The organism is Kineococcus deserti, from assembly GCF_050871945.1.
GTDB lineage: Bacteria > Actinomycetota > Actinomycetes > Actinomycetales > Kineococcaceae > Kineococcus.
In genome coordinates this window covers 77,492-103,659 of sequence record NZ_JBJLSI010000007.1, presented here as the reverse complement: position 1 = coordinate 103,659, position 26,168 = coordinate 77,492, and the positions used below count along the sequence as shown (strand labels likewise).

The window sequence follows — 26,168 nt, the reverse complement described above, 5'->3', positions numbered from 1 at the left end:
TGTCCGTCCTCCTGGGACGGGACGGACGTAGCGCAGCGAGTAGCGCCAGAACAGGTGCCGGCGCAGGACCGCTCCCGGAACCCTCCGGTCCGCCACGTCACGGACCTCGCGCAGGGTCGTGGTGCAGGGGGCGGTCGGTGCGGTCAGGGCGATCGGGCGCCGGCAGGAGCCTCGCCGCACGGTCTCGACCGTGCCCAGGACGAGGTTGGCGGGAACGGCCGCGGCGCTGAGCAGGTGCTCCGAGAGCGCCTCCTCGCGGTACAGGCCCAGGAGCAGCAGCGTGCCCCCGGGGGCGAGGAGGTCGCGCAGCCGGGTCAGCGCCGGCTCGAGGGGGACGTGGTGCAGGACCGCCAGCGCCGTGATGACGTCGTAGCCACCGGGCAGGTCGGCGGTCAGCAGGTCCTCGCAGCGGAAGTCGACGTCGGGTTGCCCGCGCGCCAGGCGACGGGCGGTGTCGATGACGGCGGGGTCGGCGTCCACGCCGGTGACGTGCCCGGCGCTTCGGGACAGTCGACGGGCCAGGTCGCCGGTGCCGCAGCCGACGTCCAGGGCGGTGCCGATGCGGGTGGGCAGGTGCCGTTCGATCCAGCCGTGGTGGTGGGCGTTGTGGTCCCACGGGTGCCGGCGGTTCCAGTCGTCGCACCAGGCCAGTACCCGTCGACCGGTTGCCGCCACCGCCACCGCCACGCCTCCACCGACTCGTCCGCACCGGGCAGCATCCGAGCAGGTCGCCGCACGCGCGCACAAGACCGACGAAGCCGGTCGAGCACGGACCCCCGGGAACGGGGTTCGCGCTCCGGCGGACCGGACGATCGCGGTCGCGACGACGTCCGAGCGCTTCCCTGTGGCGGGGCGGCAGGGGGGTGGTTGGCTGGAGGCATGCGCATCTTCTTCACCGGCGGCAGCGGCAAGGCCGGTCACCACGTCGCGCCGTACCTGGCCTCCCAGGGGCACCAGGTCACCAACGCCGACCTCACCCCGCTGGGGCACCCCGAGGTCACCGACCTGCGGGTCGACCTGACCGACGCCGGCCAGGTCTACTCGGCGATGGCGGGCACGCCCACGATGGCCGACCTCGACGACCCGCACCCCGGTACGACCACCGGCTCGGCGTACGACGCCGTCGTCCACTTCGCCGCGATCCCCAGCATGCTGCTGGCCCCGGACGCCAGGACCTTCGAGGTCAACATCGTCGCCCACTACAACGTCCTGGAGGCCGCGACCCGGCTCGGCGTCCGCAAGGTGGTCTTCGCCTCCTCGGAGACGACCTACGGCATCTGCTTCGCCCGGGGTGAGCGCAAACCGCTGTACGTGCCGGTCGACGAGGAACACCCCGTGGTGCCGGAGGACTCCTACGCCATGTCGAAGGTGGCCGGGGAGGTGGTCGCGCGTTCCTTCCAGGCCCGCACCGGCGTGGACGTCTACGGCCTGCGGATCAACAACGTCATCGAGCCCGACGAGTACGCCGAGAAGTTCCCGCCCTTCCTGGCCGACCCGTCGCTGCGACGGCGCAACCTGTTCGCCTACATCGATGTCCGCGACCTGGGCCAGCTGACCCTGCGGGCCGTGCAGACCGACGGGTTGGGCTTCGAGATCTTCAACGTCGCCAACGCCGACACGTCCGTCGCCGCGACCACCCAGGAGGTCATCGACACCTTCTACGACGGTGTCGAGGTGCGCCGCGAGCTGGGCCGCGACGAAACTCTGTACAGCATCGACAAGGCCCGCGACCTGCTCGGCTACGTCCCGCAGCACTCCTGGCGCGAGGTGCTGGACGATCCCCGTGCCGGGGCGTGACGTCGGTCGGGTGCGGGTGTCCCCAAGGCGTTGCGGGGACGACCGTTCCAGGACACCCACGGCTCACTCCACGTGGTGACACCGGTGGGTGCGACGGTCGCGCGCAGATCGGCGCGCCAGGACGTCGACGAGGTACCGGCTCGTGCCCGGTGACGACTCGGCGCAGGCCGCGCCCTTGACCGAGCGCGTTTCTTAACGTACGTTCACTAACGCGAGGGTCGGTCGACGCCACCCGTCGACCGGCGACCGCCGACGCACGCCGTCCTGCCAGGAAGGAAGTGGAGTGGCCCGCCCACGCGCCGTCAGCGACGAACTCGTCTTCGAGGCCACGGCTGCGGTGATGCGCCGCCACGGGCTCAAGGGCACCACGGTGGCGGCGGTGGCTGCCGAAGCAGGCCTGTCCGCGGCGGGACTGGTGCAGCGTTTCGGTTCCAAACGTCAGCTGCTGCTCGACTTCGCCGGCCGCGGCGAGGCGGCGACCGACGCGTGCTTCACCACCGCTCGCGCCGACGCGGCCTCACCGCTGGAGGCGCTGCACGCGGCGCTGGCCGCGCTCACGGCGCAGGTGCGCTCACGTTCGGACCTGGCCAACAACCTCAGTTTCCTGCAACTGGACCTCACCGACGAGGAGTTCCGGGTCCTGGCGGCCGCCAACGCCCACCGGGCGCAGTCGCGGATCGATGAACTGCTGCGCGAGGCGGTCGCAGCCGGGGAACTGCTCCCCGGCGTCGATGCCGGCGCGCTGGCTCACAGCGTCTACCTCACCTACAACGGTGTGTTGACGTTGTGGCCGCTGACGGGGAGTTCCTCCCTGGCTCACGAGCTGCGCGCTGCGGTCGACGCGGTCCTGCGCCCCCACCGTCCGTGAACCCACCGGCCCGATCGCGGTGAACTCCGAGCTCGACGGGCCGGCACCGCGCGACCCGTCACCCACCCCGACAACGGAAGGGAAGATCCCGTGACCTCCACTCCCTCCTTCGCCACCTCGTCGACGGCCACCACACGTCTCCCGGGAACTCGTCCAGGACTCGTGCGGCGTTCGCCGGAGCCGTCTTCATCGCCACCAGCCTCGACGGCTTCATCGCCCGTCCGGACGGGGACATCGACTGGCTCACCCAGCGCGGTGCCCAGGCGGGGGAGACCGGCTACGAATCCTTCGTGGAAGGCGTCGACGTCCTGCTCATGGGGCGCGGCACCTACGAGAAGGCCCTCACCTTCGACGCCTGGCCCTACCCCGGGCGGACGGTCCTCCTGCTCAGCCGCCGCGCCGAGGCCGGCGCTGACCCCCGAGTGCAGGTCGTGCGCGACGTCCCGCAGGCGGTGCAGGAGATCACCGCCCTCGGTGCCCGGCGTGTCTACCTCGACGGTGGGCAGGTGGTGCAGTCCTTCCTGTCGGCCGGCCTGGTCCAGGAGATCACCATCACCACCGTGCCCGTCCTGCTGGGGCAGGGACTGCGTCTGTTCGGTCACCTGGAAGCCGACGTGGACCTGCAGCACCGGGCCACGACGGTCCTGGGCGCCGGTTTCGTACAGTCCACCTACGGCATCAGCCGCTGAAGGTGCACGAGAGGAAGTCGTCCACCGGCCCGTCGCGGTCGGCTGACCGTCTCCGAGAAGGGCCGAGGACCAGCTCAGCACCCTGCACCTGACGCACCGACCGCTCCGGTGTTCGCACCGACCACCAGCACCGCTGAACGCTGTCGGGGAACTGCCGACTTGCGGCGGTGGGTTCCGGGATCGGTGGGGGCCGGTGGAACGCTGTCGCCACGCCGAACGTCGGCGGTCGCTCCAGGCAGCCTCGGAGCCGACGTCGGAGCAGGGCACCATCCCGTTCAGGGCGCGGTCATCGTCCCTGCGGTTCGTGCTGCGTGCGCACGGTCAACGCCTGCGGCGCAACACTTCTGAAACGCGTCGTCGCGCCGCGGCGACGCGCCGGCGGGGGGTGACTGGTGCAGCCGCAGTCCACCACGGCTCGCTCGTGAACCCGGTTCCCGAACTCCACTTCGCCGAGTCGACCGCCGGCGCTGACGACCTGCACCGCGGCCTCGCCGCGGAGTTCGTGGCGGGACTGCGCGCGCCGGAGGAGGTTGACCCTCGTCGAGGAGCCAGCTCATCATGACCGGCACCGGTCACTACGGCCGCGCGCGATCCGGCTTTCGACTGATCACTCAGCGACTTGGGGGACGTCATGACGGTCTTGGTGAGGTGGTCGAAGGTGCGTTCGCTGCTGCTGGCGGCCGTCGCAGCGTTGTGCCTGGTGGGTTTGTCCCTCACCAGCGCGCAGGCGCTCGGACCGACGGCGCAGCAGGAACCCCCGGTTCCGTCGGGCGCGACCACCGGTTCCGCACCGTACGACACCCCCAGCGATGAGTCGGCCACCGACGAGTCGACGCCGGATGAGTCGTCCACCGACGAGTCGGCGCCGGATGAGTCGTCCACCGACGAGTCGACGCCGGATGAGTCGGCCACCGATGAGTGGGTGCCGGATGAGTCGTCCACCGACGAGTCGACGCCGGATGAGTCGGCCACCGATGAGTGGGTGCCGGAAGAGTCCGCGCCGGAGGAGTCAGCGCCGGAAGAGTCCGCCACCGACGAAGCCCCGTACGGAACGCCCACTTCAAGTGCTGGTCCCACCGCCGGTGAGGGTTCGTACGGAACGCCTACGTCGAGTGCGAGCCCGACCGCCGGTGAGGGTTCGTACGGAACGCCCACCTCGAGTGCGAGCCCGACCGCCGGTGAGGGTTCGTACGGAACGCCCACCTCGAGTGCGAGCCCGACCGCCGGTGAGGGTTCGTACGGAACGCCCACCTCGACTGCGAGCCCCACCACCGGTGAGGGTTCGTACGGAACGCCCACCTCGAGTGCCAGCCCCACCACCGGTGAGGGTTCGTACGGAACGCCCACGTCGAGTGCGAGCCCCACCACCGGTGAGGGTTCGTACGGAACGCCCACGTCGAGTGCGAGCCCCACCACCGGTGAGGGTTCGTACGGAACGCCCACCTCGAGTGCCAGCCCCACCACCGGCGAGGGTTCGTACGGAACGCCCACCTCGAGTGCCAGCCCCACGACGAGCGTCAGCCCCACCACGGGTGGAACGTCGAACGACACTCCCACCACGAGCGCCAGCCCCACCACCGGCGGAGCCTTCAGCGTGGTCGTGGTCACCAGCAGCGCTCAGAGCGTGGAGGCGGTCGCTGGCCGAGCAGGCACCACGGAGTCGCTGGCGAACACAGGGGCGAGTCGGATCGAGGTCATCCTCGTCCTGGGAGTGGTCCTCGTGGGTGTGGGTTCGGTTCTCGTGGCCTCCACTCGGCAGCGGAGTCGGCGAACCCACTAGTGGTCGACCGGGGAGTTCCACGGTCCAGCCGATCGCGCCGTGCGCGTACGTCGCACCGTTGGAACGCGTCGGCGTGGGCGGGCAGGCTGCCGGTGAGCGGGACGTAGGGGTCGCGCGACAACTGCACCGCCATCGCCGCGTCGTCGGTGCGGAACGGGCGCAAGGCGACGACTTCGGGAACCACCAGGCGTTCGGGCTGAGGAGGTAGGCCGGCCGGTGCCCGCCGGAGCCCGGTGTCGCTGTCCACGAGCGCATCGTTTCGCGTCGTGCGTCCACAGCGACACCGGTTCCTGCCCCGCAGGCTCCGCACGACCAGCGCCGTGACCGGCGCCGGCGGTGTGGACGGAACGGTTCAGGAGCCGGCGATGCGTTGCCGCAGGATCGGTACCCAGTGCTTCCCGTACGCCGCCTGCAGATCCCTCAGCTGCCAGTCCCGGCCGGTGACGTGGCCGCGGCAGGAGGCCGAGCGGCACCGGCACAGCATGGCGAAGTCGGGATCGTCGGTGATCGTGGCGTAGTCCAGGGTCAGTTCCTCACCCCGGCCGATGTCGTGGCGGGCGATGACGGTGCAGGGGTCGGCCCACCACGTGTTCGGCTCGCAGCTGTGGTTGCCGGCGTGGTGGGGCACGTCCGCTGGCAGGACCAGGTTGAGGTCGGCGTCGATGGACAGGGTGTCGACGTAGACACCGGCCGTCGAGGCCTCGGCGAAGAGCTGACGCAGTTCGGCGTCGGTGACGAGCCGGCCGCCGAAGCGGCTGATCACCGTTCCGTGCGGGATGGGAGCGACGGCGAACAGGCCGTGGCCTTCGATGGGGGACCGCCCGACGCGGGCCGAGGGACTGAGCCAGCAGTCGGGGTCGGGCAACGACATCCTCTCCACGCCAGCACCTTGATCGCTCCGGCCGGTGGGGGGCAACCGCTGTGGCCGGATGAGCGATCAGCGGCGTGGACGCCCGGCCGCGGCGCCGGGCTGCGGCGTGCCCGCCGGGCGGACCCATCGGACCTCGCGCAGGCCGTCCTCGGTCTTGCTGTGTCCATCGGGGGCGAAGCCGTGCTTGCGGTAGAAGGCTTGCGCGCGGGGGTTGGGATCGGCCACCCACAGCGCAGCTGATTCGTGCGGGTCCAGGACGGCGTGGAGCAGGGCCGGTCCTGCCCCGGAGCCGTGGTGGGCTGCGTCGACGTAGAGGAGGTGCAGCTGGAACTGCCACGCGGTCCCGGGCTCCTGGGTGGGGCCGGACAGGGCGATGCCGATGAGGGTTCCGTCGACTTCGGCGACGGCGGCGCGGTTGCCGGCCCAGCGTTCACCGGTCAGGGCGCCGGTCCAGAAGCGTTCACGAGCTCGGAGCAGGCCTGGGTCGTCCAGTACCGAGTCGGGCATCAGGCCGCGGTAGGTCTGCTGCCAGGAGGTGACGTGCACCCGTGCCATCTGTGGGGCATCGCCGGCCTGCGCACGGCGAACAGTGACCCCGGGCGTCATCTCGTGATCGTAGGAGCGCGGATGCGTGGGAACCACCGCCGGCACCGTCGTCCCGTTCCTCTCGACGCGAGCGCGCGGCCCGCGGGACGACGAGGTCGACGTCTTGAGCGTTCACCTCCTGACCCGGCAGGGGTGCGAGGTGAGCGTCTCGGCATCATCAGCTTGCGGCTCGACGCGTTCTGCTGCGTCTTCGTGGGACTCGTCACCGCCGCCTCGGCGCAGGGAGTTGCCCGGCTGCGGTTGCTGCAGTGAAGCTGCTGAGCCGTGCCACCGACCGTGGCTGCTGGGCATGGCCGTGTCGCGCCCTGAGAGCGGGATGACCGGTCGCTCCTCGGGGCGGCGAGGTCAGGCCTGATACGCGAGTTCCCGGTGAGCACATCCCTGCGGCCTACTGCGGCTCGCGCTCGGCCTGGAGCAGCCGGGGTGTCTCGGCGTCCAGGGTGCTCACGGCGCGCTCGAAGTCGTCGGCGACCCCTTCGGCGACCAGTTCCACGGCAGGGCCGTACCCGTCAGCGGCCGCGTGCCGGAGTCCGGCGGCGTGCTGCAGAGCGCGCTCACGCACAGCCTGGAGCACTTCTTCCGTGCTGCCCTGCCAGCCGTAGGCCTCCAGCAGCAGGCGCAGGCGACGGGGACGGTCGGTGTCGGCAGGGAAACCGTCGCCGCGGGCGACGTCGTGGGCGGTCAGCGGTACCCACATCAGCGCCAGGAACGCCACGTCACGCACCGGTGCGGCAGGTCCGGCCAGGTCCCAGTCGATGACGCCGACGAGTTGCCCGCCCTCGGGGTCGGAGGTGGTGGGAGCAGGGCGCCAGACGGCGTTGTAGGGGGCGGCGTCGTGGTGGCCGATGACCTCCCCGGCCCGCAGGTCGTCGTGATCCCCGAACCAGTGCGCGTCCGCAGGTGGGGTGAAGGAGCGCGAGGCCTGGTGGAAGTCACGCATCCAGCGCCCGGCAGCGACCAGCGCCGCTTCGCTGTGCGCCCACGCGGGCCAAGGCCGGCTGTCCCCGACGGTCTCGCCCTCGAGGTAGGTGAGCACCTCACGGCCCTGCTCGTCGACTCCGAGCACTTCCGGTGCCTGGGTGAAGCCGACAGCACGCAGGTGGCGCAGCAGGGCGTGCACGCCTGCGGTGTGCTCCCCGGTGAGCCTGCGTACCGTCTGCCCGGCGCGGGTGGCGCCGTCGTTGCGGCCGCCGGCCATCCGCTCCTCCACGGCGCCGAACGTAGCGTCGTCGGCCGGCCTCGTCACGGGTTGATGCCACTGGTGGGGTCGTCCGCTGCGGTCGAGCACGGCTGCACCGGAGGCGGGACGACCGCGAAGGTCGGCGGTTCGTCTCACCGGATCTGTCCTGGTCGAAGACCGCCATGACCCCCTTGTGCTCGTTCCGACGCCGGCGTAATCTATCAACCTGTCAGTTGATCAACCGGAGGGTTGAATGTCTGGTGAGGACGACCGGCTCGACCGGGCCTTCACCGCGCTCGCCGATCCCGTCCGCCGGGCCATCGTCGCCCGGCTGAGCCGGGGGCAGGCTTCGGTCGGCGACCTCGCCGAACCGTTCGACATGTCCCTGCAGGCCGTCAGCAAGCACATCAAGGTCCTCGAGCACGCCGGGCTGGTCCGGCGCAGCCGCGACGGGCAGCGCCGTCCGGTGCACCTGGTTCCCGCGGCGCTGGAGGAACTCACGTCGTGGCTCGACGATTACCGCCTCGCGCACGAACGCGCCTACCGACGGCTCGACGCCGTCCTGACACCGATCGAGGAGGATCGAGAATGACCACCGAAACCCGGCACCTCACCGTCGAGGCACCGGCGGGCACCCCGTTCATCGACACCGTCCGCGAGTTCGACGCCCCCGTCGCGGCCCTCTTCCGCGCCCACAGCGACCCCGAGCTGGTCAAGCAGTGGATGGGCCCGGACGGGTACGAGACCGACATCCCCGAGTGGGACTTCAGGACCCGGGGCAGCTACCGCTTCGTCCAGCACAGCCCCTCCGGGCAGGAGTACCGGTTCAACGGCGTCATCCACCGGGTCGAGCAGGACAAGCGCATCGTCCAGACCTTCGAGTTCGAGGGGACGCCCGACGACGTCAGCCTCGAGTCGCTGCAGTTCGTCGACCTCGGCGGCGGCCGCACCCGCCTGGTGGGCCACTCGACGTACCCGAGCGTCGCGGCCCGCGACGGCATGGTGTCCAGCGGGATGGAGCAGGGCATGGTCCAGGGCTACGCCCGGCTCGATGCCCTGCTCCCGTCCCTGAGCTGAGTCCGCCGGCCCCGGAGGGCTGTGCGCTTCAGCTCTTCGGAACCTCGGTCGCGGTGGCGGCCTCGGGCGCCTCGTCGGGGGTGGACACCCGGCGGCGGCGCTTGTTGCTCTCCTTGACCTGCGGGTTCTCCGGCTCGTCGGGGACCAGTTCGTGGTGGACGTAGCGCAGGATCACCGTCACGATCGCCGCGACCGGAACGGCGAGCAGCGCCCCGGTGATGCCGAACAGGGTGCCGCCGATGGTCACCGAGCCGATGACCACGGCCGGGTGCAGGGCCAGCGAGCGCCCGACGAGCAACGGCTGCAGGACGTTGCCCTCCAGCTGCTGCACCAGCAGGACGATGCCCAGCACGATCAGCGCCTGCACCCAGCCCAGCGTCACCAGCGCCACCAGGACGGCCAGCACGCCGGTCACCACCGCACCGACGATGGGGATGAAGGCGGCGAAGAAGATCGTCACGGCCAGCGGCAGCGCGAACGGCACGCCGACGATCGCCATGCCGACGCCGATGAAGATCGCGTCGACCAGCGCGACGGCGGCCTGGGACATGATGTAGCCGTGGATGGCGGCCCAGATCCGTCCACCCAGTGCCACCGTGTGCCGGTGCGCCTCGGCGCTCATCCACCGCCGCGACCACGGCACGAGCCGGTCCCCGTCCGAGAGGCAGAAGAAGGCCAGGACGAGCACCAGCAGGAAGGTGATGAGTCCGGACCCGACGGTCGCGCCGACCGAGCCGACACCGCCGACCACGCTGAGCGCGATGCTCTGGGCGTTGTTCTGCAGCTCGCTGATGCCCTGGTTGACGAGGTTGCCGATCTCGTCGTCGCCCAGGTTCAGCGGGGGACCGGCCACCCACGCCTGGATGCGGTCCAGCCCCTCGACGGCGGAGTCGGCGACCTCGCCGGCCTGACCGGCCACGTTGGGGATGAGGGCGGCGAAGATGCCGACCACGACGACGATGAGCAGCAGGATCGACGACAGCGCGGCCAGCGAGCGGGGGAGCACCCCCCGCAGCACCCGCGTCAGCGGCCACAGGATGGCGCTGAGCAGGATCGCCAGCAGCAGCGGCAGGACGAGGGACCAGCCCTTGCCCAACAGCCACAGCAGGCCGGCGATGCCGACGCCGAGGACGAGCAGACGCAGAGCCCACCGGGACGCATCGGTGATCCCGCGCTCCACCACCCGGGTGGGGCGCTCGCGGGGACCGGGCGGCGCGGCGGTGGGCGGGGTGTCCGGCTGTTCACTCACGCTGAGGATGCTCTCAGCGAATGAGGCCCCCGGCACCCGCGCGCCCGCTCGCGAGCCGTCGGTGACCCGTCAGTGGCCCCTCAGTGGCCCCGGTCGATCCACTCCTGCAGGTGCGGGGCCTCTTCACCGATCACGGTGTCGTCGCCGTGGCCGGTGTGCACCCGCGTCTCGGCGGGCAGTTGCAGCAGCACGTCGCGGATGGAGTCGATGATCGTGGCGAAGTCGGAGAACGAGCGGCCGGTGGCGCCCGGGCCACCGGCGAACAGGGTGTCGCCGGTGAAGACCGTGGCCAGCTCCGGCGCGTACAGGCACACCGCACCCGGGGTGTGGCCCGGGGTGTGCAGGACGTGCAGGTCGGTCCCGGCGACCCGGATCACCTCACCGTCGGACAGGTCGGTCGTCTCGACCCCGGCGTTGGTCAGGTCCCACACCTCGCGGTCGGCCGGGTGCAGCAGGATCGGCGCCCCGAACCTCTGGGCGAGTTCCGGGGCCTTGCGGACGTGGTCGTCGTGGGCGTGCGTGCACACCACCGCCAGCAGCCGCCGGTCCCCGATCGCCGCGGCGATGGCCTCGACGTCGTGCGGGGCGTCGACGACGACGACCTGCTCGTCGTCGCCGACGATCCAGACGTTGTTGTCGACCTCGAAGGTCTGCCCGTCCAGGGAGAACGTCCCGGAGGTGACCAGGTGCTCGACCCGCGCGCTCACGAGCTCGCCCCGTCCATGATCACCACGGAGCGCAGCACGTCGCCGGACTTCATGGTGGCGAAGGCCTCCTCGACGTCGTTCAGGCCGATGCGCTCGGAGACGAACGCGTCCAGCGGCAGCCGGCCGTTCGCGTGCAGCTCCAGCAGCTGGGGGAAGTCGCGTTCGGGCAGGCAGTCGCCGTACCAGGACGACTTCAGCGCCCCACCGCGGCCGAAGACGTCGGCCAGCGGCACCTGCAGGGTCATCTCCGGCGTGGGGACGCCGACCAGCACGACGGTGCCGGCCAGGTCGCGGCCGTAGAAGGCCTGCCGCCAGGTCTCGGGCCGCCCGACGGCGTCGATGACGACGTCGGCGCCGAAGGAGTCGGTCAGCTCGGCGATCGCCGCCACGACGCCGTCCTCGTCCAGGCCCTTGCTGTTGATGGTGTGGGTGGCGCCCAGCTGCCTGGCCCAGGTGAGCTTCTTGTCGTCGATGTCGACGGCGATGATGCGCCGGGCCCCGGCCAGCACCGCGCCGGCCACGGCCGCGCAGCCCACGCCGCCGCAGCCGATGACGGCCACGGTGTCCCCGCGCTGGACCGGGGCGGTGTTGACCGCCGCGCCGATGCCGGCCATCACCCCGCAGCCCAGCAGGCCCGCCACGGCCGGGTCCACCGACGGGTCGACCTTGGTGGCCTGGCCCGCGGCCACGAGGGTCTTGGCGGCGAAGGCGCCGATGCCCAGGGCCGGGGTCAGCTCGGTGCCGTCGGTCAGCGTCATCTTCTGGGTGGCGTTGTGGGTGGCGAAGCAGTACTGCGGCCGGCCCCGCTTGCAGGCCCGGCACTGCCCGCACACCGCACGCCAGTTCAGCACCACGGTGTCGCCCACGGCGACGTTGGTGACGCCCTCGCCGACAGCCGAGACGGTGCCGGCGGCCTCGTGGCCCAGCAGGAAGGGGTAGTCGTCGGTGATGCCGCCCTGGCGGTAGTGCAGGTCGGTGTGGCACACCCCGCAGGCGGCGACGTCGACGACGACCTCACCGGCGATCGGGTCGGGCACGACGATGTCGACGGTCTCGACGGGGGCGCCCTTGGCGCGCGAGATCACTGCGGGAACGGTCCAGGCCATGGTCGGACCCTAACGACGACCCCGGACACCGGCCACGCCCCGGTAGCCTGGAGCCCGTGACCCTCCACCTGCACGACAGCGCCGCCGGCGCGGTGCGCGAGTTCGCGCCGCTCGTCCCCGGGCAGGTCGGCATCTACGTCTGCGGTGCCACACCGCAGGGGTCACCCCACCTCGGCCACGTCCGTGCCCAGGTCGCCTTCGACGTCCTGCGCCGCTGGCTGCTGCGCTCGGGCTACGCCGTGACGATGGTCCGCAACGTCACCGACATCGACGACAAGATCCTCGCCAAGGCCGCCGAGGCCGGTGACGAGTGGTGGGCTCACGCCTACCGCTACGAACGCGAGTTCGCCGCCGCCTACGACGCCCTCGGTGTCCTGCCCGCGACCGTCGAACCCCGCGCCACCGGCCACGTCCCGGAGATGGTCGAGCTCATCGAGCGCCTCATCGCCCGTGGCCACGCCTACGCCGCAGGCGGCGACGTGTACTTCGACGTGCGCAGCTGGCCCGCCTACGGCGAGCTGACCCACCAGAAGCTCGACGACATGGAACCGGCCACCGACGCCGACCCGCGCGGCAAGAAGGACCCCCGCGACTTCGCGCTGTGGAAGGGGGCCAAGGCGTCCGAACCCGCGTCGGCGTCCTGGGACACCCCGTGGGGCCGTGGCCGTCCCGGCTGGCACCTGGAGTGCTCGGCCATGGCCGGCCGCTACCTCGGCCCGCGGTTCGACATCCACGGCGGGGGCCTGGACCTGCGCTTCCCGCACCACGAGAACGAGCAGGCGCAGTCCCGTGCCGCCGGCGACGAGTTCGCGAACTTCTGGCTGCACAACTACTTCGTGACGATGTCGGGCGAGAAGATGAGCAAGTCGCTCGGCAACGTGCTCGGGATCCCGCACCTGCTGAAGACCCACCGCGCCGTCGTCCTGCGGTACTACCTGGTCTCCGGTCACTACCGGACCCACCTGGAGTACTCCGAGAACTCCCTCGTCGAGGCCGAGGCCGCCTACTCGCGGCTGGAGGGTTTCGTCCGTCGCGCCGCCGAACGTCTCGGGACGCAGGGCGAACCGGGCGAGGTCCCCGCCGCGTTCGCCGTCGCGATGGACGACGACATGGCCACCCCCGCGGCGCTCGCCGTCCTGCACGACACCGTGCGGGCCGGCAACTCGGCTCTGGCCGCGGGGGACGAGGCGGTGCTGCGGACGGCGCTGGAGCAGGTGCGCGCCGGGCTCGACGTGCTGGGGCTGGACCCGTTCGCGCAGCCGTGGGCCTCGCAGGCCTCCGGAGCCGACGGTGCCCGGGCGGCGCTGGACGTGCTGGTGCGCGCCCGGCTCGAGGACCGTGCGGCCGCTCGTCTGGCCAAGGACTTCGCGACCGCAGACGCGGTGCGCGACTCGCTGAAGAACGCGGGAATCGTGATCGAGGACACCCCCACCGGAGCACGGTGGGCGCTGGAAGGTGAGCAGTAGTGGCAGGGAACTCCCAGCGTCGCGGCGCGGTGAACAAGGGGAAGAAGGGCCCGACCGTGGGCTCCGGCGGCAAGAACCGCCGCAGCCTGGAGGGCAAGGGCCCGACGCCCAAGGCGGCCGACCGGCCGTACCACCCGGCGGCGAAGGCGGCCAGCAAGGCGGCCCACCGCGCGGCGACGACGAACGCCCGTCCCGGCGGTCGCCCTCCGGCGCGCCGCAAGTCCTCCGGTGAGACCGAGTGGATCGCCGGCCGGAACTCGATCGTCGAGGCGCTGCGCGCGGACCTGAAGATCTCCGGCATCTACGTGGCGTCCCGCATCGACTCCGACGACCGGGTCAAGGAGATCCTCGCCGCCGCCGGCAACCGCGGGATCCCGTTGCTGGAGGCCTCGCGCCAGGACCTCGACCGGTTCACCGAAGGCGCGGTGCACCAGGGCGTCGCCGCCAGCGTCCCGCCGTACGACTACAAGCACCCGATGGACCTGCTCGACCGCGCCGCCGACACCGGCCGGCCCGCGCTGATCGTCGCGCTGGACGGCGTCACCGATCCGCGCAACCTCGGTGCGGTCGTCCGGTCGGTCGCCGCGTTCGGCGGTCACGGCGTCGTCGTCCCCGAACGTCGTGCCGCCGGGATGACCGCCTCGGCGTGGAAGACGTCGGCCGGTGCCGCAGCCCGCGTCCCCGTGGCCCGCGCGACGAACCTCGTCCGCGCGATCGAGGAGTACCAGAAGGCCGGTCTGTTCGTCGTCGGCCTCGACGCCGACGGTGACGTCGCGCTGCCCGAACTGCGGCTGGCCGATGGTCCGCTCGTCGTCGTGGTGGGCGCCGAGGGCGCCGGCCTGTCCCGTCTGGTGCGCGAGAAGTGCGACCAGGTGGTCAGCATCCCGATGGCCGCCGCCGTCGAATCGCTCAACGCCGGCGTCGCCGCGGGCATCGCCCTCTACGAGGTCGCCCGCCACCGCTGATCCCCGGCCGCCGCCGCAGGCCTTGTCGCCGCCGCGAACCTCGCGGAAACAACAGTCTCCGTCACTTTCGAGCCCTTCTCGTGACGGAGACTGTTGTTTCCGCGGGGTTCCTGCGTGCACAGCCCCGACGAGGGCCGCGTTGCCCACAGCGCGCGCCCTGTTGTCGCACGGACCTCTCCGAGGCGGACGATCTTTGCCGGGTGCCTGCTGACAGGAGTGTCCTTCCGCGAGTCTTCCTCGGCCGTGAGGCCGTGCGCGCCGGTCTGCTCAGCGAGCGGGCGCTTCGGGGTCCCTCCGTGCAGCGCGTCCTGCGCGGTGTCTACAGCCGGCCCGGGCTCCCGCTGACCCACGAGTTGCGGTGCGAGGCCGCTGGGCTCCTGCTCCCTCCCGGCGCGGTGGTGACGGGCAGGTCCCAGGCCACCGTCCTCGGCGTCGAACTCGCACGGTGGCAGGACGACGTGGAGGTGCTGATGCCCGCACGCGGCCGGTGGTCGACACCCGGCGGGATCACGGCGCGCCTCGCGACCAGGATCGATCAGGGCGGTGTCTGGCGCACCACCTCGTTGGCGACGCGCGAGCGCATGGCGTTCGACGTGTGCACTCGACTCCCGCTGCCCGAGGCCGTCGCCAACCTCGACGCGGTCGTGCGCGGCCGGCTGGTCGACCTCGGGAGCTTCCGGCGGTGGGTCGCCGAGTCCCACGATCCCCACGTGGCCGCAGCGAGGGAAGCCGCGGCGCTGGCTGATCCGCGGGCGGAATCGCGTCCGGAGTCGATGGTCCGGGTCCTCCTCCACCGGGCGGGGATCCCGGTCGAGCCTCGCTACCACGTCCACGACGCGTCTGGTGGTTTCGTCGCGCGATTGGACCTCGCGCTGGTCCGGTTCAAGGTCGCCGTCGAGTACGACGGCTCGTGGCACGCACTTCGGGAACAGCTGCAACGGGACCGCCATCGTCTGCGGGCCCTGCGCGACCTGGACTGGGAAGTGGTGCACGTGACTGCGGACATGCTCGGTGATCCCCAGAGCATCGTACACGCGGTCGAGCGCGCCATCGCCAGGCAGGGCGCGGTCCTGTCGCTGGCGTGAGGACGCGTCCTCCCTCGCGCCGGGCCCTCGCGCCGATCCCCCGCGGAAACAACAGTCTCCGTCGCCGAAGAGCCTCGTCTGTGACGGAGACTGTTGTTTCCGCGGGGGAGGGGAGCGGTCAGAGGAGGGGCGGCAGTCCGGCGACTACGCCGCCGTCTGGTGGCCGCGGACCTGGCGCCGGGCCTCCTGCGCACCTGCCGTTCGCCGACGACGAGTTCGACGCGCCCTGTCGTGCATCGGGATCGTGTTCGCCCCGCACCACGAGCTCGCCGCGGCCGAGGCCGTCCGGGGCGTGCGGCCCGGAGGCCGGCTCACGCTGCTCAGCTGGACGCCGGAGGGAGCCGTCGGGCAGATGTTCGCCGCAATGGAGCCGTTCGCGCCGCCACCTCCGGCGGGTGCGCAGCCGGCGCCGCGGTGGGGCGATGAGGGGCAGGTCGCCGGGCTGCTCGCCGACCGCGGGCCGACGATCGCGGTCCACCGCGACATCGCCGACGATCCCGACCGGACCCGGCGGCTCGACGACGCCCTCGTCGTGCTGGCCCGGGTGTGCTGGCCAGGGAGCTGGCCGGTGCGCTGACCGGGTGCCGTTCCACGCCGCCCGTGGCACACTCGGAACAGGAGCTGAGGTCGTCAAGTAGTTTAAACTACAAACATTTGGTATCCTGGCGTGGTGACCGAGCAGACGCCCCGCTGGCTGAATCCCGACGAGCGCCGGGTCTGGCTGCGGTTGAGCGCGCTGATGGAACTGCTGCCCGCAGCGCTCGACGCGCAGCTCCAGCGCGACGCCGACCTCACCAAGACCGCCTACCTCACCCTGGCGATGCTGTCGGAGGAACCCGGCCGCAGCCTGCGCATGAGCGAACTCGGCGCGCGGTCCAACGCCAGCCCCTCGCGCATCTCGCACGTCGTCAGCCGGCTGGAGAAGGACGGCTGGGTGCGCCGGGAGAAGAGCCCCTCGGACGGGCGCGGCCAGGTCGCCATCCTCACCGACGCCGGCTACGAGAAGGTCGTCGCCACGGCCCCCGGCCACGTGGAACGGGTGCGGGAACTGGTCTTCGACCCGCTGGACGCCGACGACCTCGAGCGGCTCGACGCGGCGATGGTCAAGATGCTCGACATCCTGGATCCCGACGCGAAGTTCGCCGCCACCGCGCTGGCCCGCGAGGTCTGACCCCGCGGGCCGCCGGAGGGTGGCTCAGACGTGGTCGCGCCAGGAGTGCTGAGGCTCGTACCCCAGCAACCGGCGGGCCTTGTCGATCGACAGCAGCGTCTCGTGCTCGCCGAGTTCCCTGCGGACCTCCACACCGGGGTACACCTCGGCCATCAGCGAGGCCGAGGACCGGCTCATCACGGTGTCGGCGTTGGCGACGATGCACACCTCGACGCCGGGACCCTTGCGCTGCAACGCCAAACGGACGGCCTGGGCGCCGTCGCGGGCGTCGATGTAGCCCCACAGGTTCCACTTGCGCAGCGTCGGGTCGGCGTCGAACGACGGGAACTGCGCGTAGTCCTCGACGTGCATGACGTTCGAGAACCGCAGGCCCGTCATCGTCAGCTCCGGCTCCCACCGGCAGAAGTGGTGGGCCATCTCCTCCTCGAGTGACTTCACCAGCGAGTACGTCGATTCCGGCCGGACGCGGTACTCCTCGTCCAGCGGCGCGTACGGCGGGGGAGCGGCCTCGAACGGCAACCCCAGCACGGTCTCGCTGGAGGCCCACACGACGTTGCGGATCCCCGCGGCCCGGGCGGCGTCGAACACGTTCCACGTCGCCGACGAGTTGTTCCGGAACGTCGCGGAGTTCGGGGCCAGACCCGGAGCCGGGATCGCCGCGAGGTGCACGACGCCGACGAACGGCCCGCCGCGTTCCTCGATCCGGCCGGCCAGGGCCTCGGTCACCTGGCCGTGGTCGGTCAGGTCGATCCGCACGAACTGCGCGTCATCGGCCGCGGTCAGCCCCGGCGGGGACGTCTGGTCCAGCGCCAGCACCGAGTAGTCGTGGTCGAGCAGGTCGCGCAGCACGATGCGGCCGAGCTTCCCGGCCGCACCGGTCAACACGACACGGGGTTTGGCAGCAGACAACGGTGTCCTCCAAGGATCAGTACATGTCCGGGTCCATGACCGGGATGGATTGGGTGTCGACGGTCAGCACCGCCCGTTCGTCGGGTTTGTTCGGCAGGACCCCGGCGACGTAGGAGTTCACGGCCTCTTCGAGGCCGACGTCGCGAGACGCTCGTTCGGACAGGTACCAGCGGTGCTCGAGGACCTCGTGGAAGAGTTCGGCAGCTTCGACCTTGCCCCGCATCTCACGCGGCACCGCCCGCTGGACGGGTTCGAAGACGTCGGCGACCCAGTCGTGGGCGACGATCTCCTCGTCCTCGCCCTGCCGGCCGTGGGCGGCGGTGTAGGAGTCGAGGTCGTTGAGCAGGCGGCGCGCCTGGTTCTCCTCGGCGTCCAGGCCGGTGAGCCGCAGCAGACGGCGGGAGTGGTGGCCGGCGTCGACGACCTTCGGCTCGATGCGGACCGTCGTCCCGTCGATGTCGGTGGTGATCGCCAGTTCGCCGACGTCGAAGCCGAGGTCGTTCAGGCGCCGGATGCGCGCCTCGACCCGCCACCGGTCGCCGCGCTCGAAGCTCTCCGGTTCGGTGAGCTCGGACCACAGGGCGTGGTAGCGCGAGACGATGCGGTCGGCGATCGCGATGACCTCGTCCATGTCGGCGTCCAGCGCCTCGGAGGCCACGACGTCCATGAGCTCGCCGGCGATGTTGGTGCGGGCCAGGTCCACGTCGTAGTTGCGCTGACCGGGGGACAGCTCGTCGTACAACTCGCCCGTCTCGGCGTCCACGAGGTAGGCGGCGAAGGCGCCCGCGTCCCGCCGGAACAGGGCGTTGGACAGCGACACGTCGCCCCAGTAGAAGCCGGTCAGGTGCAGCTTGACCAGCAGCACCGCGAGCGCGTCGACGGCGCGCTTGGCCGTGTCCGGGCGCAGTGTCTGGCTGTACAGCGCGCGGTAGGGCAGCGAGTACTGCAGGTGCCGGGTGACGAGCACCGCGTTGAGGGGCTCGCCGTCGCGGCCGACGCGGCCGGTGATGACCGCGACGGGAGCGACGGAGGGCACCTCCAGCCGGTTGAGCAGGCGCAGCATCCGGTACTCGCGGTGGGCGATCGGCGCGTTCGTCTCCTTCACGGCCAGCACGCGGTTGCCCAGCTTGACGAAGCGGACGATGTGCCGCGAGATGCCTCGGGGCAGCGCGGCCAGGTGCTTCTCGGGCCACTCCTCGAGCGGGACCTCCCACGGCAGGTCGAGCAGTTCGGGGTAGGGGCGGGCAGCAGTGATCTGCAGCGACGCCGCCGTCAGGGTGCTCACGGGTCAATCCTCTCAGCTCACGCCGTTCGCGCCGCCGGGCGGTCGGCGGCAACGCGAAGGGCCGCCACTCCGACAGGAGTGACGGCCCCGCGGCGATCAGACGATCAGACGATCACGCCCGCGCCTCAGGCGCCGATGCGCTGGCCCGAGCCCACGTCGAACAGGTGCACGTGACCCTGCTTGGGGGTGAAGTGGACGGTCGAGCCCTTCTCCGGAGGACGGCGGCCGTCGACGCGCGCGATGACCTGGTGCGACTCGCCACCCGGCTGCGCGAGCGAACCGTAGATGTAGGCGTCCGCGCCGAGCTCCTCGACGACCTCGACCTGGACCGGCAGACCCGAGCTGGACAGCTCCAGGTCCTCCGGACGGACACCGAGCGTGATCTTGTTGCCGGTGCCGGCGAGGAGCGAACGCTCCACCGGGTGCACGGTGTCGCCGAACTTCACGCCGCCCTCGGTGGCGTCCAGGGTCAGCAGGTTCATGGCGGGGGAGCCGATGAAGCCGGCGACGAAGACGTTGTTCGGGTGGTCGTACATGCGACGCGGGGTGTCGACCTGCTGCAGCAGACCGTCCTTGAGGACCGCGACACGGTCACCCATCGTCATGGCCTCGACCTGGTCGTGCGTGACGTAGACCGTGGTGACGGCCAGACGACGCTGCAGCGACGCGATCTGGGTGCGCGTCTGCACGCGCAGCTTGGCGTCGAGGTTCGACAGCGGCTCGTCCATGAGGAAGACCTGCGGCTGACGGACGATCGCGCGGCCCATGGCGACACGCTGACGCTGACCACCGGAGAGGGCCTTCGGCTTGCGGGTCAGGTACTGCTCGAGGTCCAGGATCTTCGCGGCCTCCTGCACCCGGCGCTTGATCTCGTCCTTGGGGGTGCCGGCGATCTTGAGCGCGAAGCCCATGTTGTCGGCCACCGTCATGTGCGGGTACAGCGCGTAGTTCTGGAACACCATCGCGATGTCGCGGTCCTTCGGCGGAACCGTGGTGACGTCGCGGTCACCGATGAGGATGCGTCCGCCGTTGACGTCCTCGAGACCGGCGAGCATGCGCAGGGAGGTGGACTTGCCGCAGCCGGAGGGGCCGACCAGCACGAGGAACTCGCCGTCCTCGACGTGCAGGTCCAGGGCGTCCACGGCGGGCTTGTCGCCGCCGGGGTAGATGCGCGTCGCCTTGTCGAACGTGACCGTAGCCATCGTCATGTCCTTCCACCGGCAGGTACGTGCCGGACGATCCGTTGTGGAATGGGTGGATCTTCAGTTGTCGCGCGGCGTCGCTGCCCGGACCCGGGTCGCGTCGCTGCGGTGGTCGGATCATGCACGACGAACGTCAGCGAGGCAAGGGCTTGCCGCGGGACGATCCCGGGCGCGTCGGTTGTTGAACCCGGCAGGACGTCACGGAGGTGTGGCGTCCGGGGGACAGCGGACGCCCTGGTCGCCGGCTCCCCCGAGCGTGGAGGACACTGATCCCTGTGGACCTGGAAGAGACCAAGCTGCCGGGCGTGGGGCTGCGGCACGACTTCACCACCGCACGCGGTCGGCGCATCGGCGTCATCTCGACCCGCGGTGGGGAGCGGGAGCTGCTCGTCTACTCGCAGGACGACCCCGACGCGTGCCACGCCGTCGTCGACCTCGACGGCGACGAGGCCGAGGTCCTGGCCGAGCTGCTGGGGCAGCCGCGGGTCATCGAGCGCCTGGCCCGGCTGCGCGAGCAGATCGAGGGCCTGGCCACCGAGGGCATCTACCTCGGCGACGACTCGCCGTACGTCGGCAAGACGCTGGCCGACGCCGCCGTCCGCAGCCGCACCGGCGCCTCCGTCGTCGCGCTGGTCCGCAACGGCGAGGTCACCCCCTCACCCGCGCCGTCACAGGAGTTCCGCTCGGGTGACAAGATCGTGGTCGTGGGCACCCAGGAGGGTGTGCGCGCCACCGCCGAGCTGCTGCACAAGGGCTGAGCCCCCCGCCCCGAGCACGCCGCCGCAACACACGGCCGACCGAACCACCAGAAGGACGGAACTCGACAGGTGCACACCGCTGCTCTGCTCATCGAGCTCGGCGCGGTCATCTTCGGGCTCGGTCTCGTCGGTCGCCTCGCCGGACGCCTCGGCATCTCCCCGGTCCCGCTCTACCTGCTCGCCGGGCTCGCCTTCGGCGCCGGCGGCGTCCTGCCGCTGAACGCCCCCGAGGGGTTCCTCGACGCCGCCTCCGAGATCGGCGTCGTCATGCTGCTGCTCCTGCTGGGGCTGGAGTACTCCGCCGGCGACCTGCTGGGCAACCTGCGCAGACAGGCCCCGGTCGGCGTGCTCGACCTGTTCCTCAACGGCCTGCCCGGCGCGGCCTTCGGGCTGCTGCTGGGTTTCGGGCCGGTCGGGGCGCTGGCGATGTTCGGCATCACCGCCGTCAGCTCCTCCGGGATCGTCGCCAAGGTCCTGGCCGACCTCGGCCGTCTCGGCAACCGCGAGACCCCCTCGATCCTGGGCATCCTCGTCCTGGAGGACCTCGGGATGGCGGTCTACCTGCCGATCCTCACCGCCGTCCTGGCCGCCTCGGGCGTCTGGGAGGCGACGGGGTCGGTCCTCATCGCCCTGGCCTGTCTCGCCGTCGCTCTCGTCGTCGCGTTGCGCTGGGGCTCGGTCATCTCCAAGTTCGTCTCGGCCGGGTCCAGCGAGGTGACGCTGCTGCGCGTCCTGGGTCTGGCGCTGCTCGTCGCCGGTGTCGCCGAGCAGCTGCACGTGTCCGCCGCGGTCGGTGCCTTCCTGCTCGGGATCAGCCTGTCCAGCGACCTGGAGGAGGAGACGCACCACCGGCTCGAACCCCTGCGCGACCTGTTCGCCGCGGTGTTCTTCGTCTCCTTCGGCCTGTCCACCGACCCCAGTTCGCTGCCGCCGGTGCTGCTGCCCGCGCTCGCGCTGGTCGTCGTCGGGATCGTCACCAAGCTCATCACGGGCTGGTTCGCGGCCAAGCGCGCCGGGATCGCCGTCCCCGGCCGGATCCGTGCCGGCGCCGCGCTCATCCCGCGCGGGGAGTTCTCCATCGTCATCGCCGGGCTGGCCACCGCCGCCGGCGTCGACGCCCGGCTCGCGGCGCTCGCGGCCGCGTACGTCCTCGCGATGGCCGTCCTGGGGCCGGTCCTGGCGCGCTTCGCCGACCCGTGGGCCCGCGCCTACGTCCGGCGCCAACGCGAACGCGCGGCCACCACCGCCCGCTGAGGTCCGGACGGCTCCACCCGCGCGGCGACGAGTTCCGGGCACCCGGCGGGTCCACCGGGCACGACCTGTCGCCGACCCGACCCGGAGGCCCACCGTGAACGCGTCCACCCCCGCCACGCGCTCGTTCTTCGTCACCGTCCCCGTCGCCGATCTCGACCGCAGCAAGGCCTTCTTCGGTGCGCTGGGCCTGACCTTCGACCCGGCTCTCAGCGACGACGGCGGTGCCTGCCTGCCTGCAGGTCGGTGAGAACGCCAGCGTCATGCTGGCCAGCGCGAAGCGCTTCGCGGAGCTGTCGAAGCGGCCCGCGGCCGACCCCGCGACCCACGCCCTGGCGCTCTACTGCTTCAGCGTCCCGACCCGCGCCGACGTCGACACCGTCGCCGACGCGGCTCTGGCCGCAGGCGGCGTCGAGGCGGACCCGCTGGAGGACTTCGGGTTCATGGTCACCCGCAGCTTCTTCGACCTCGACGGCCACGGCTGGCAGGTGATGTGGATGGATCCCGCCGCCGGCCAGGACGGCGTCCCGGCCCCCGGCCAGGAGGCGGGTGCCCCGGCCTGACGTCCCCGCTCGTCACCGGGACCTGCGCGCCCGCCGCTCGACGACGGGCGGGTCGGGGAACGTCGACCGGAACGCCAGCCCCGCGGTGGCGAACCCGCCCGCCGTCGTGAGCTGCGCCGGGGCACCGCCGTCCAGCGGGACCGTCCACAGCGCCGGATCGGCCGAGCCGTAGTCGCAGCCCTCGCACGCCGGCACCGACGTGAAGCCGCCGAGCGCCAGGAACGAGCCGTCGGGCGACCACGCCAGGTGGTCGACCACCACCGGGGTCGGCCCGAGGTCCTGCAGTTCGCGACCCCACGCGTCGACGACCACCACGTGCGGCGTCCCCGTCGGCACGAAGACGGGGCCGTACTCGGGGTAGCCGGGTGTGCGCACGATCGCGAACCGCGTCCCGTCGGGTGAGGCCGCCGGCAGCGACTCGGCGAAGCCGGTGGTCCGCAGCCGTTCCGAGGTGGCCGTGTCCAGGTCGAGGCGCACCAGGTCCTGGCCCAGGCCGTCCGACTTCGCCGCCAGCACCGTCCGGCCGTCGGCCGCGAACGACAGCCACCCCGCGCGCTGCGACTCACCGGTGACCTGGCGGGTGGTCCCGGCGGCGAGGTCGGTGACGAAGACCTGCGAGTCGGCGCCCCCGCCGCACGGGTCGCCGGCCGACGAACGCCACAGCAGCCGGGAACCGTCGGGGGAGAACTGCAACCCGGAGGTGTTCACGGGGACCTCGCCCAGACCGCGCCGCGTCCCGTCGGGTGCCAGCAGCAGGACCTCGGCGCGCGGGACCGGTGGGTTCGTCGCGCAGTCGGTCCCTACGGGCAGGTCGGCGCGGACGACGGCCACCGTCCCGTCGGGCGAGGCCGCGACGGACCGCACGTCGGACCCGGCCAGCACCTCCTGCCGGTCCGAGCCGTCGGGGCGGGCGCTGAACAACGTCGCTCCCGCGTCGTCGGGGTGCTCCGGAGCCAGCCACAGCAGCCGGTCGCCGGAGGCCGTCCACGTCAGGGCGTTCGCCCCACCCGCAGCGAACGTCCGGACCTGCCCGCTCGCGGTGTCCACGGTCAGCACGCTCTGCGTGGAGTCGTCCCCGACCCAGCCGGTGAACGCCAGCTCGAACCCCGCGCGCGGCTCCGCCAGCGCCGGGGAGCTCGCCGACAGCAGGGTGGACAGCACGGTGGTGGCGGTCAGGCAGGCCGCGGCGGCCGTGCGGAGGCGCATGTCGCCGACGCTACCCGCGGCCCGGCGCCCGCGCCCGGAGTTGGCGCGGAGCACACCTCCCGCCCCTGCGAACGCGCTCGGGAGGGCGGAGAACGGGCTCTCCGCCGGTGATCAGGAGCGCAGGTCGGCCAGGCGCCCGAGCAGCGCCGCGACGTCGGCGGGGGAGTCGACGCGGAACGCCGCGCCCGTCTCGCCCTCGCCGACCTTCACCGTGACGTCGCCCCGGTCGGGGGACAGCGCCGCGAACGCGTTCTCGTCGGTGACGTCGTCCCCGGCGAACAGCACCGCCTCCACGGCCGGGCCGTCGGCGGACAGCCGGTCGCGCAGGCGCAGCAGCCCCGCACCCTTGCCCAGCTGGACGGCGCCGAGCTCGACGACCTCCTTGCCGCGCAGCGCGTGCACGCCCGTCCAGGTCGCCGGACCCGCGAGCGCCGCCTCGGTCGTGGCCGCCGCGTCCGGTCGCGCCGCCCGGCGCGTGTGCAGGACCACCGACATCGGCTTGCGCTCGACGTGCACGCCGTCGCGGCCGGCGGCGATCTGGTCCAGCTCGGCGCCCAGGCGCTGCAGCAGGTCCTGCTCGTCGGCCGTGAGCGACTGCCCGCCCGCGGCGCCCTCCAGCGAGCTCTGGGTGCCGTGCCCCCCGACGAGGACGACGCCGCCGGGCGGGGTGGCCCGGGCCCGCAGGTCGTCCAGGTCGCGCCCCGAGACCAGCGCCACGTCGGTCGTGGCCACCAGCCGTTCCAGCGCCTGCGCCGCCTCCGGCAGCGGCCGCGCCGCCGCCGGGTCGTCGACGATGGGGGACAGGACCCCGTCGAAGTCGAGCGCGACGAGCACCCGGCCGCGTCCGGCGAACCGCCCCAGCGCCTCGTCGAGGCTCACGCGGTCGCCGTTCCGGGCTCGTGGTCGGCCAGCGCCTGCAGGAAGGAGGCCGCCCACCGCTGCACGTCGTGGTCGCCGACCCGCCGGCGCATCGACCGCATCCGTCGGCCCGCCTCGCGCGGCGACATCCGCACGGCCCGCAGCATCGTGTCCTTGAGGCCGTCGATGTCGTGCGGGTTCACCATGAGCGCCTGCCCCAGCTCGTCGGCCGCGCCGGTGAACTCGCTGAGCACCAGCACGCCGCGCTCGTCGTGCCGGGCGGCGACGTACTCCTTGGCCACGAGGTTCATGCCGTCGCGCAGGGCGGTGATGAGCATGACGTCGGCCGCCAGGAACAGCGCCGCCATCTCCTCCTTGCCGTAGGAGTGGTGCAGGTAGTGCACGGCCGTGTTCTTGATCGTCCCGTGCGTGCCGTTGATGCGGCCCACCGTGACCTCGACGTCCTGGCGCAGCTGGATGTACTGCTCGACCCGCTCGCGCGAGGGCGTCGCGACCTGGATGAGCGCGGCCTCCTCCACGTTGATCCGGCCGTCGTCCAGCAGCTCCTCGAACGCCTTGAGCCGGTGCAGGATGCCCTTGGTGTAGTCGAGCCGGTCCACGCCCAGCAGGACGTGCTCGGGGTTGCCCAGGTCCCGGCGGATCTCCGCCGCCCGCTCCTTGACGTCCTCGCGCTGGGCGAGCTCGTCGAGGGCCTCGAAGTCGATCGAGATGGGGAACGAGGCCGCGCGCACCTCGCGCCCGCCCTCGGCGTCGAGGCGGATGCGGCCCGAGCGCGCGGGCAGGTTCGAGGCCCGGCGGCAGGCCCGGGTGAAGTTGCTGGCGTCGGCGGCTCGCTGGAAGCCGACCAGGTCCGCGCCCAGCAGCCCGTCGATGATCGCCTTGCGCCACGGCAGCTGCGCGAAGATCTCGAACGGCGGGAACGGGATGTGGTTGAAGAAGCCGATCTGCAGGTCCGGCCGGCGGCGGCGCAGCATCCGCGGCACCAGCTGCAGCTGGTAGTCCTGCACCCACACCGTCGCGCCCTCGGCCGCCTGGTGCGCGGCGGCCTCGGCGAACCGCTCGTTGACCCGGACGTAGGCCTCCCACCAGCTGCGGTGGTACCCCGGCGCCACGATGACGTCGTGGTACAGCGGCCACAGCGTCCCGTTGGAGAAGCCCTCGTAGTAGTCCTCGACCTCCTCGGCCGACAACCCGATGGGCACGCACCGCACACCCTCGGCGTCGAACGGCTCCGGCGGCTCGCCCGGCGCACCCGCCCAGCCGACCCAGGCGCCGTCCTCGCGCTTCATCACCGGTTCGAGTGCGGTGACCAGACCTCCCGGACTGCGCCGCCAGGAGGTCGACCCGTCGGGCTCCTCCACGCGGTCCACGGGGAGCCTGTTCGCCACCACCACCAGGTCGTAGTCGCCGGCCATGGGGTGATCCTCCTCGGGGTAGCTTCTGCGGGGACCTTACCCAGGACGTCGTCGGGCCACCCGTCGTGATCGTGACCGGTGCG

General features: G+C 72.0%; 27 protein-coding genes and 1 pseudogene. 14 read left to right on the top strand and 14 right to left on the bottom strand.

Translation table 11 applies throughout. The annotated features are described in order from the left end of the window. Positions 1-225 precede the first annotated feature (225 nt). Positions 226-675 (bottom strand): annotated as a pseudogene (locus ACRYR2_RS07925) (class I SAM-dependent methyltransferase); the annotation flags it as partial. A 204-nt stretch (positions 676-879) separates the two neighbouring features. Between ACRYR2_RS07925 and ACRYR2_RS07920 the strand changes: the two are divergent. The 3 genes from ACRYR2_RS07920 (at position 880) to ACRYR2_RS07910 (ending at position 3,354) form a co-directional block, all read left to right on the top strand. Beyond that, entirely contained in the window at positions 880-1,797 is a 918-nt protein-coding gene (locus tag ACRYR2_RS07920; protein ID WP_432562296.1) for an NAD-dependent epimerase/dehydratase family protein, read from the top strand. 283 nt (positions 1,798-2,080) lie between these two features. Then, a complete protein-coding gene (locus ACRYR2_RS07915; protein ID WP_432562295.1) occupies positions 2,081-2,665 on the top strand; it encodes a TetR family transcriptional regulator in 585 nt (194 codons plus the stop codon). A 188-nt stretch (positions 2,666-2,853) separates the two neighbouring features. Beyond that, complete coding sequence (locus tag ACRYR2_RS07910) at positions 2,854-3,354, top strand: dihydrofolate reductase family protein (RefSeq protein ID WP_432562392.1); 501 nt, start codon at positions 2,854-2,856, stop codon at positions 3,352-3,354. A 321-nt stretch (positions 3,355-3,675) separates the two neighbouring features. Here ACRYR2_RS07910 and ACRYR2_RS07905 read toward each other — a convergent pair whose 3' ends face one another. The 4 genes from ACRYR2_RS07905 to ACRYR2_RS07890 form a co-directional block, all read right to left on the bottom strand. Continuing rightward, a complete protein-coding gene (locus ACRYR2_RS07905) occupies positions 3,676-4,962 on the bottom strand; it encodes a hypothetical protein (protein ID WP_432562294.1) in 1,287 nt (428 codons plus the stop codon). A gap of 524 nt (positions 4,963-5,486) precedes the next feature. After that, positions 5,487-6,005, bottom strand: a complete 519-nt coding sequence (locus ACRYR2_RS07900; protein ID WP_432562391.1) for an SET domain-containing protein — start codon at positions 6,003-6,005, stop codon at positions 5,487-5,489. Positions 6,006-6,071: 66 nt separating this feature from the next. Next, positions 6,072-6,560, bottom strand: a complete 489-nt coding sequence (locus ACRYR2_RS07895; RefSeq protein WP_432562293.1) for a GNAT family N-acetyltransferase — start codon at positions 6,558-6,560, stop codon at positions 6,072-6,074. Between the two features lie 439 nt (positions 6,561-6,999). Next, positions 7,000-7,857: an aminoglycoside phosphotransferase family protein gene (locus tag ACRYR2_RS07890; protein ID WP_432562292.1), complete on the bottom strand. Its 858-nt coding sequence runs from the start codon at positions 7,855-7,857 to the stop codon at positions 7,000-7,002. 187 nt (positions 7,858-8,044) lie between these two features. Here ACRYR2_RS07890 and ACRYR2_RS07885 point away from each other — a divergent pair, with 187 nt between their 5' ends. Both ACRYR2_RS07885 and ACRYR2_RS07880 read left to right on the top strand, forming a co-directional pair. After that, the gene (locus ACRYR2_RS07885; RefSeq protein ID WP_432562291.1) at positions 8,045-8,383 is read left to right on the top strand and encodes an ArsR/SmtB family transcription factor; all 339 of its coding nucleotides are present in this window, start codon (positions 8,045-8,047) and stop codon (positions 8,381-8,383) included. Continuing rightward, positions 8,380-8,868, top strand: a complete 489-nt coding sequence (locus ACRYR2_RS07880; RefSeq protein ID WP_432562290.1) for an SRPBCC family protein — start codon at positions 8,380-8,382, stop codon at positions 8,866-8,868. The genes ACRYR2_RS07885 and ACRYR2_RS07880 overlap by 4 nt, the downstream gene beginning before the upstream one ends. Positions 8,869-8,896: 28 nt before the next feature. On the opposite strand, the gene ACRYR2_RS07875 is transcribed toward ACRYR2_RS07880, so the two are convergent. From ACRYR2_RS07875 to ACRYR2_RS07865, 3 genes are all read right to left on the bottom strand, one after another. Further along, positions 8,897-10,117: an AI-2E family transporter gene (locus ACRYR2_RS07875; RefSeq protein ID WP_432562289.1), complete on the bottom strand. Its 1,221-nt coding sequence runs from the start codon at positions 10,115-10,117 to the stop codon at positions 8,897-8,899. Positions 10,118-10,197: 80 nt separating this feature from the next. Continuing rightward, entirely contained in the window at positions 10,198-10,824 is a 627-nt protein-coding gene (locus tag ACRYR2_RS07870) for an MBL fold metallo-hydrolase (protein ID WP_432562288.1), read from the bottom strand. Further along, positions 10,821-11,930 carry an S-(hydroxymethyl)mycothiol dehydrogenase gene (locus ACRYR2_RS07865; protein WP_432562287.1) on the bottom strand — a complete coding sequence of 370 codons (1,110 nt, stop codon included), beginning with the start codon at positions 11,928-11,930 and terminating at the stop codon, positions 10,821-10,823. Before ACRYR2_RS07865 ends, ACRYR2_RS07870 begins: the two co-directional genes overlap by 4 nt. 56 nt (positions 11,931-11,986) lie before the next feature. Here ACRYR2_RS07865 and cysS point away from each other — a divergent pair, with 56 nt between their 5' ends. From cysS to ACRYR2_RS07840, 5 genes are all read left to right on the top strand, one after another. Next, positions 11,987-13,396: a cysteine--tRNA ligase gene (gene cysS / locus ACRYR2_RS07860; RefSeq protein WP_432562286.1), complete on the top strand. Its 1,410-nt coding sequence runs from the start codon at positions 11,987-11,989 to the stop codon at positions 13,394-13,396. Continuing rightward, positions 13,396-14,361: a 23S rRNA (guanosine(2251)-2'-O)-methyltransferase RlmB gene (gene rlmB / locus ACRYR2_RS07855; protein WP_432562285.1), complete on the top strand. Its 966-nt coding sequence runs from the start codon at positions 13,396-13,398 to the stop codon at positions 14,359-14,361. Before cysS ends, rlmB begins: the two co-directional genes overlap by 1 nt. 296 nt (positions 14,362-14,657) lie before the next feature. Then, positions 14,658-15,446, top strand: coding sequence for an endonuclease domain-containing protein (locus ACRYR2_RS07850; protein ID WP_432562284.1), 789 nt, complete (start codon positions 14,658-14,660; stop codon positions 15,444-15,446). 244 nt (positions 15,447-15,690) lie between these two features. Beyond that, positions 15,691-16,023, top strand: a complete 333-nt coding sequence (locus ACRYR2_RS07845) for a hypothetical protein (protein WP_432562283.1) — start codon at positions 15,691-15,693, stop codon at positions 16,021-16,023. 93 nt (positions 16,024-16,116) lie between these two features. After that, positions 16,117-16,617, top strand: a complete 501-nt coding sequence (locus tag ACRYR2_RS07840) for a MarR family winged helix-turn-helix transcriptional regulator (protein WP_432562282.1) — start codon at positions 16,117-16,119, stop codon at positions 16,615-16,617. Positions 16,618-16,641: 24 nt separating this feature from the next. Here ACRYR2_RS07840 and ACRYR2_RS07835 read toward each other — a convergent pair whose 3' ends face one another. The 3 genes from ACRYR2_RS07835 to ACRYR2_RS07825 form a co-directional block, all read right to left on the bottom strand. Beyond that, on the bottom strand, positions 16,642-17,502 hold the full coding sequence (locus tag ACRYR2_RS07835) for an NAD-dependent epimerase/dehydratase family protein (RefSeq protein WP_432562281.1): 861 nt from the start codon (positions 17,500-17,502) through the stop codon (positions 16,642-16,644). Positions 17,503-17,542: 40 nt separating this feature from the next. Beyond that, on the bottom strand, positions 17,543-18,811 hold the full coding sequence (locus tag ACRYR2_RS07830; protein ID WP_432562280.1) for a DUF4032 domain-containing protein: 1,269 nt from the start codon (positions 18,809-18,811) through the stop codon (positions 17,543-17,545). Positions 18,812-18,936: 125 nt separating this feature from the next. After that, the gene (locus tag ACRYR2_RS07825; protein ID WP_432562279.1) at positions 18,937-20,013 is read right to left on the bottom strand and encodes an ABC transporter ATP-binding protein; all 1,077 of its coding nucleotides are present in this window, start codon (positions 20,011-20,013) and stop codon (positions 18,937-18,939) included. Positions 20,014-20,288: 275 nt separating this feature from the next. Between ACRYR2_RS07825 and ACRYR2_RS07820 the strand changes: the two genes are divergently transcribed. From ACRYR2_RS07820 to ACRYR2_RS07805, 4 genes are all read left to right on the top strand, one after another. Next, positions 20,289-20,771 (top strand): cation:proton antiporter regulatory subunit, encoded by a 483-nt coding sequence (locus ACRYR2_RS07820; RefSeq protein WP_432562278.1) that lies wholly within the window; start codon positions 20,289-20,291, stop codon positions 20,769-20,771. 69 nt (positions 20,772-20,840) lie between these two features. After that, positions 20,841-22,025: a cation:proton antiporter gene (locus ACRYR2_RS07815; RefSeq protein ID WP_432562277.1), complete on the top strand. Its 1,185-nt coding sequence runs from the start codon at positions 20,841-20,843 to the stop codon at positions 22,023-22,025. A 94-nt stretch (positions 22,026-22,119) separates the two neighbouring features. Continuing rightward, a complete protein-coding gene (locus ACRYR2_RS07810) occupies positions 22,120-22,272 on the top strand; it encodes a VOC family protein (RefSeq protein ID WP_432562276.1) in 153 nt (50 codons plus the stop codon). Further along, a complete protein-coding gene (locus ACRYR2_RS07805; RefSeq protein WP_432562275.1) occupies positions 22,247-22,585 on the top strand; it encodes a VOC family protein in 339 nt (112 codons plus the stop codon). The genes ACRYR2_RS07810 and ACRYR2_RS07805 overlap by 26 nt, the downstream gene beginning before the upstream one ends. A 12-nt stretch (positions 22,586-22,597) precedes the next feature. Here ACRYR2_RS07805 and ACRYR2_RS07800 read toward each other — a convergent pair whose 3' ends face one another. From ACRYR2_RS07800 to ACRYR2_RS07790, 3 genes are all read right to left on the bottom strand, one after another. Further along, positions 22,598-23,791: a hypothetical protein gene (locus ACRYR2_RS07800; RefSeq protein WP_432562274.1), complete on the bottom strand. Its 1,194-nt coding sequence runs from the start codon at positions 23,789-23,791 to the stop codon at positions 22,598-22,600. A gap of 111 nt (positions 23,792-23,902) precedes the next feature. Then, entirely contained in the window at positions 23,903-24,670 is a 768-nt protein-coding gene (otsB, locus tag ACRYR2_RS07795) for a trehalose-phosphatase (RefSeq protein ID WP_432562273.1), read from the bottom strand. Continuing rightward, positions 24,667-26,085: an alpha,alpha-trehalose-phosphate synthase (UDP-forming) gene (locus tag ACRYR2_RS07790; protein ID WP_432562272.1), complete on the bottom strand. Its 1,419-nt coding sequence runs from the start codon at positions 26,083-26,085 to the stop codon at positions 24,667-24,669. Before ACRYR2_RS07790 ends, otsB begins: the two co-directional genes overlap by 4 nt. Between the last annotated feature and the right edge of the window lie 83 nt (positions 26,086-26,168).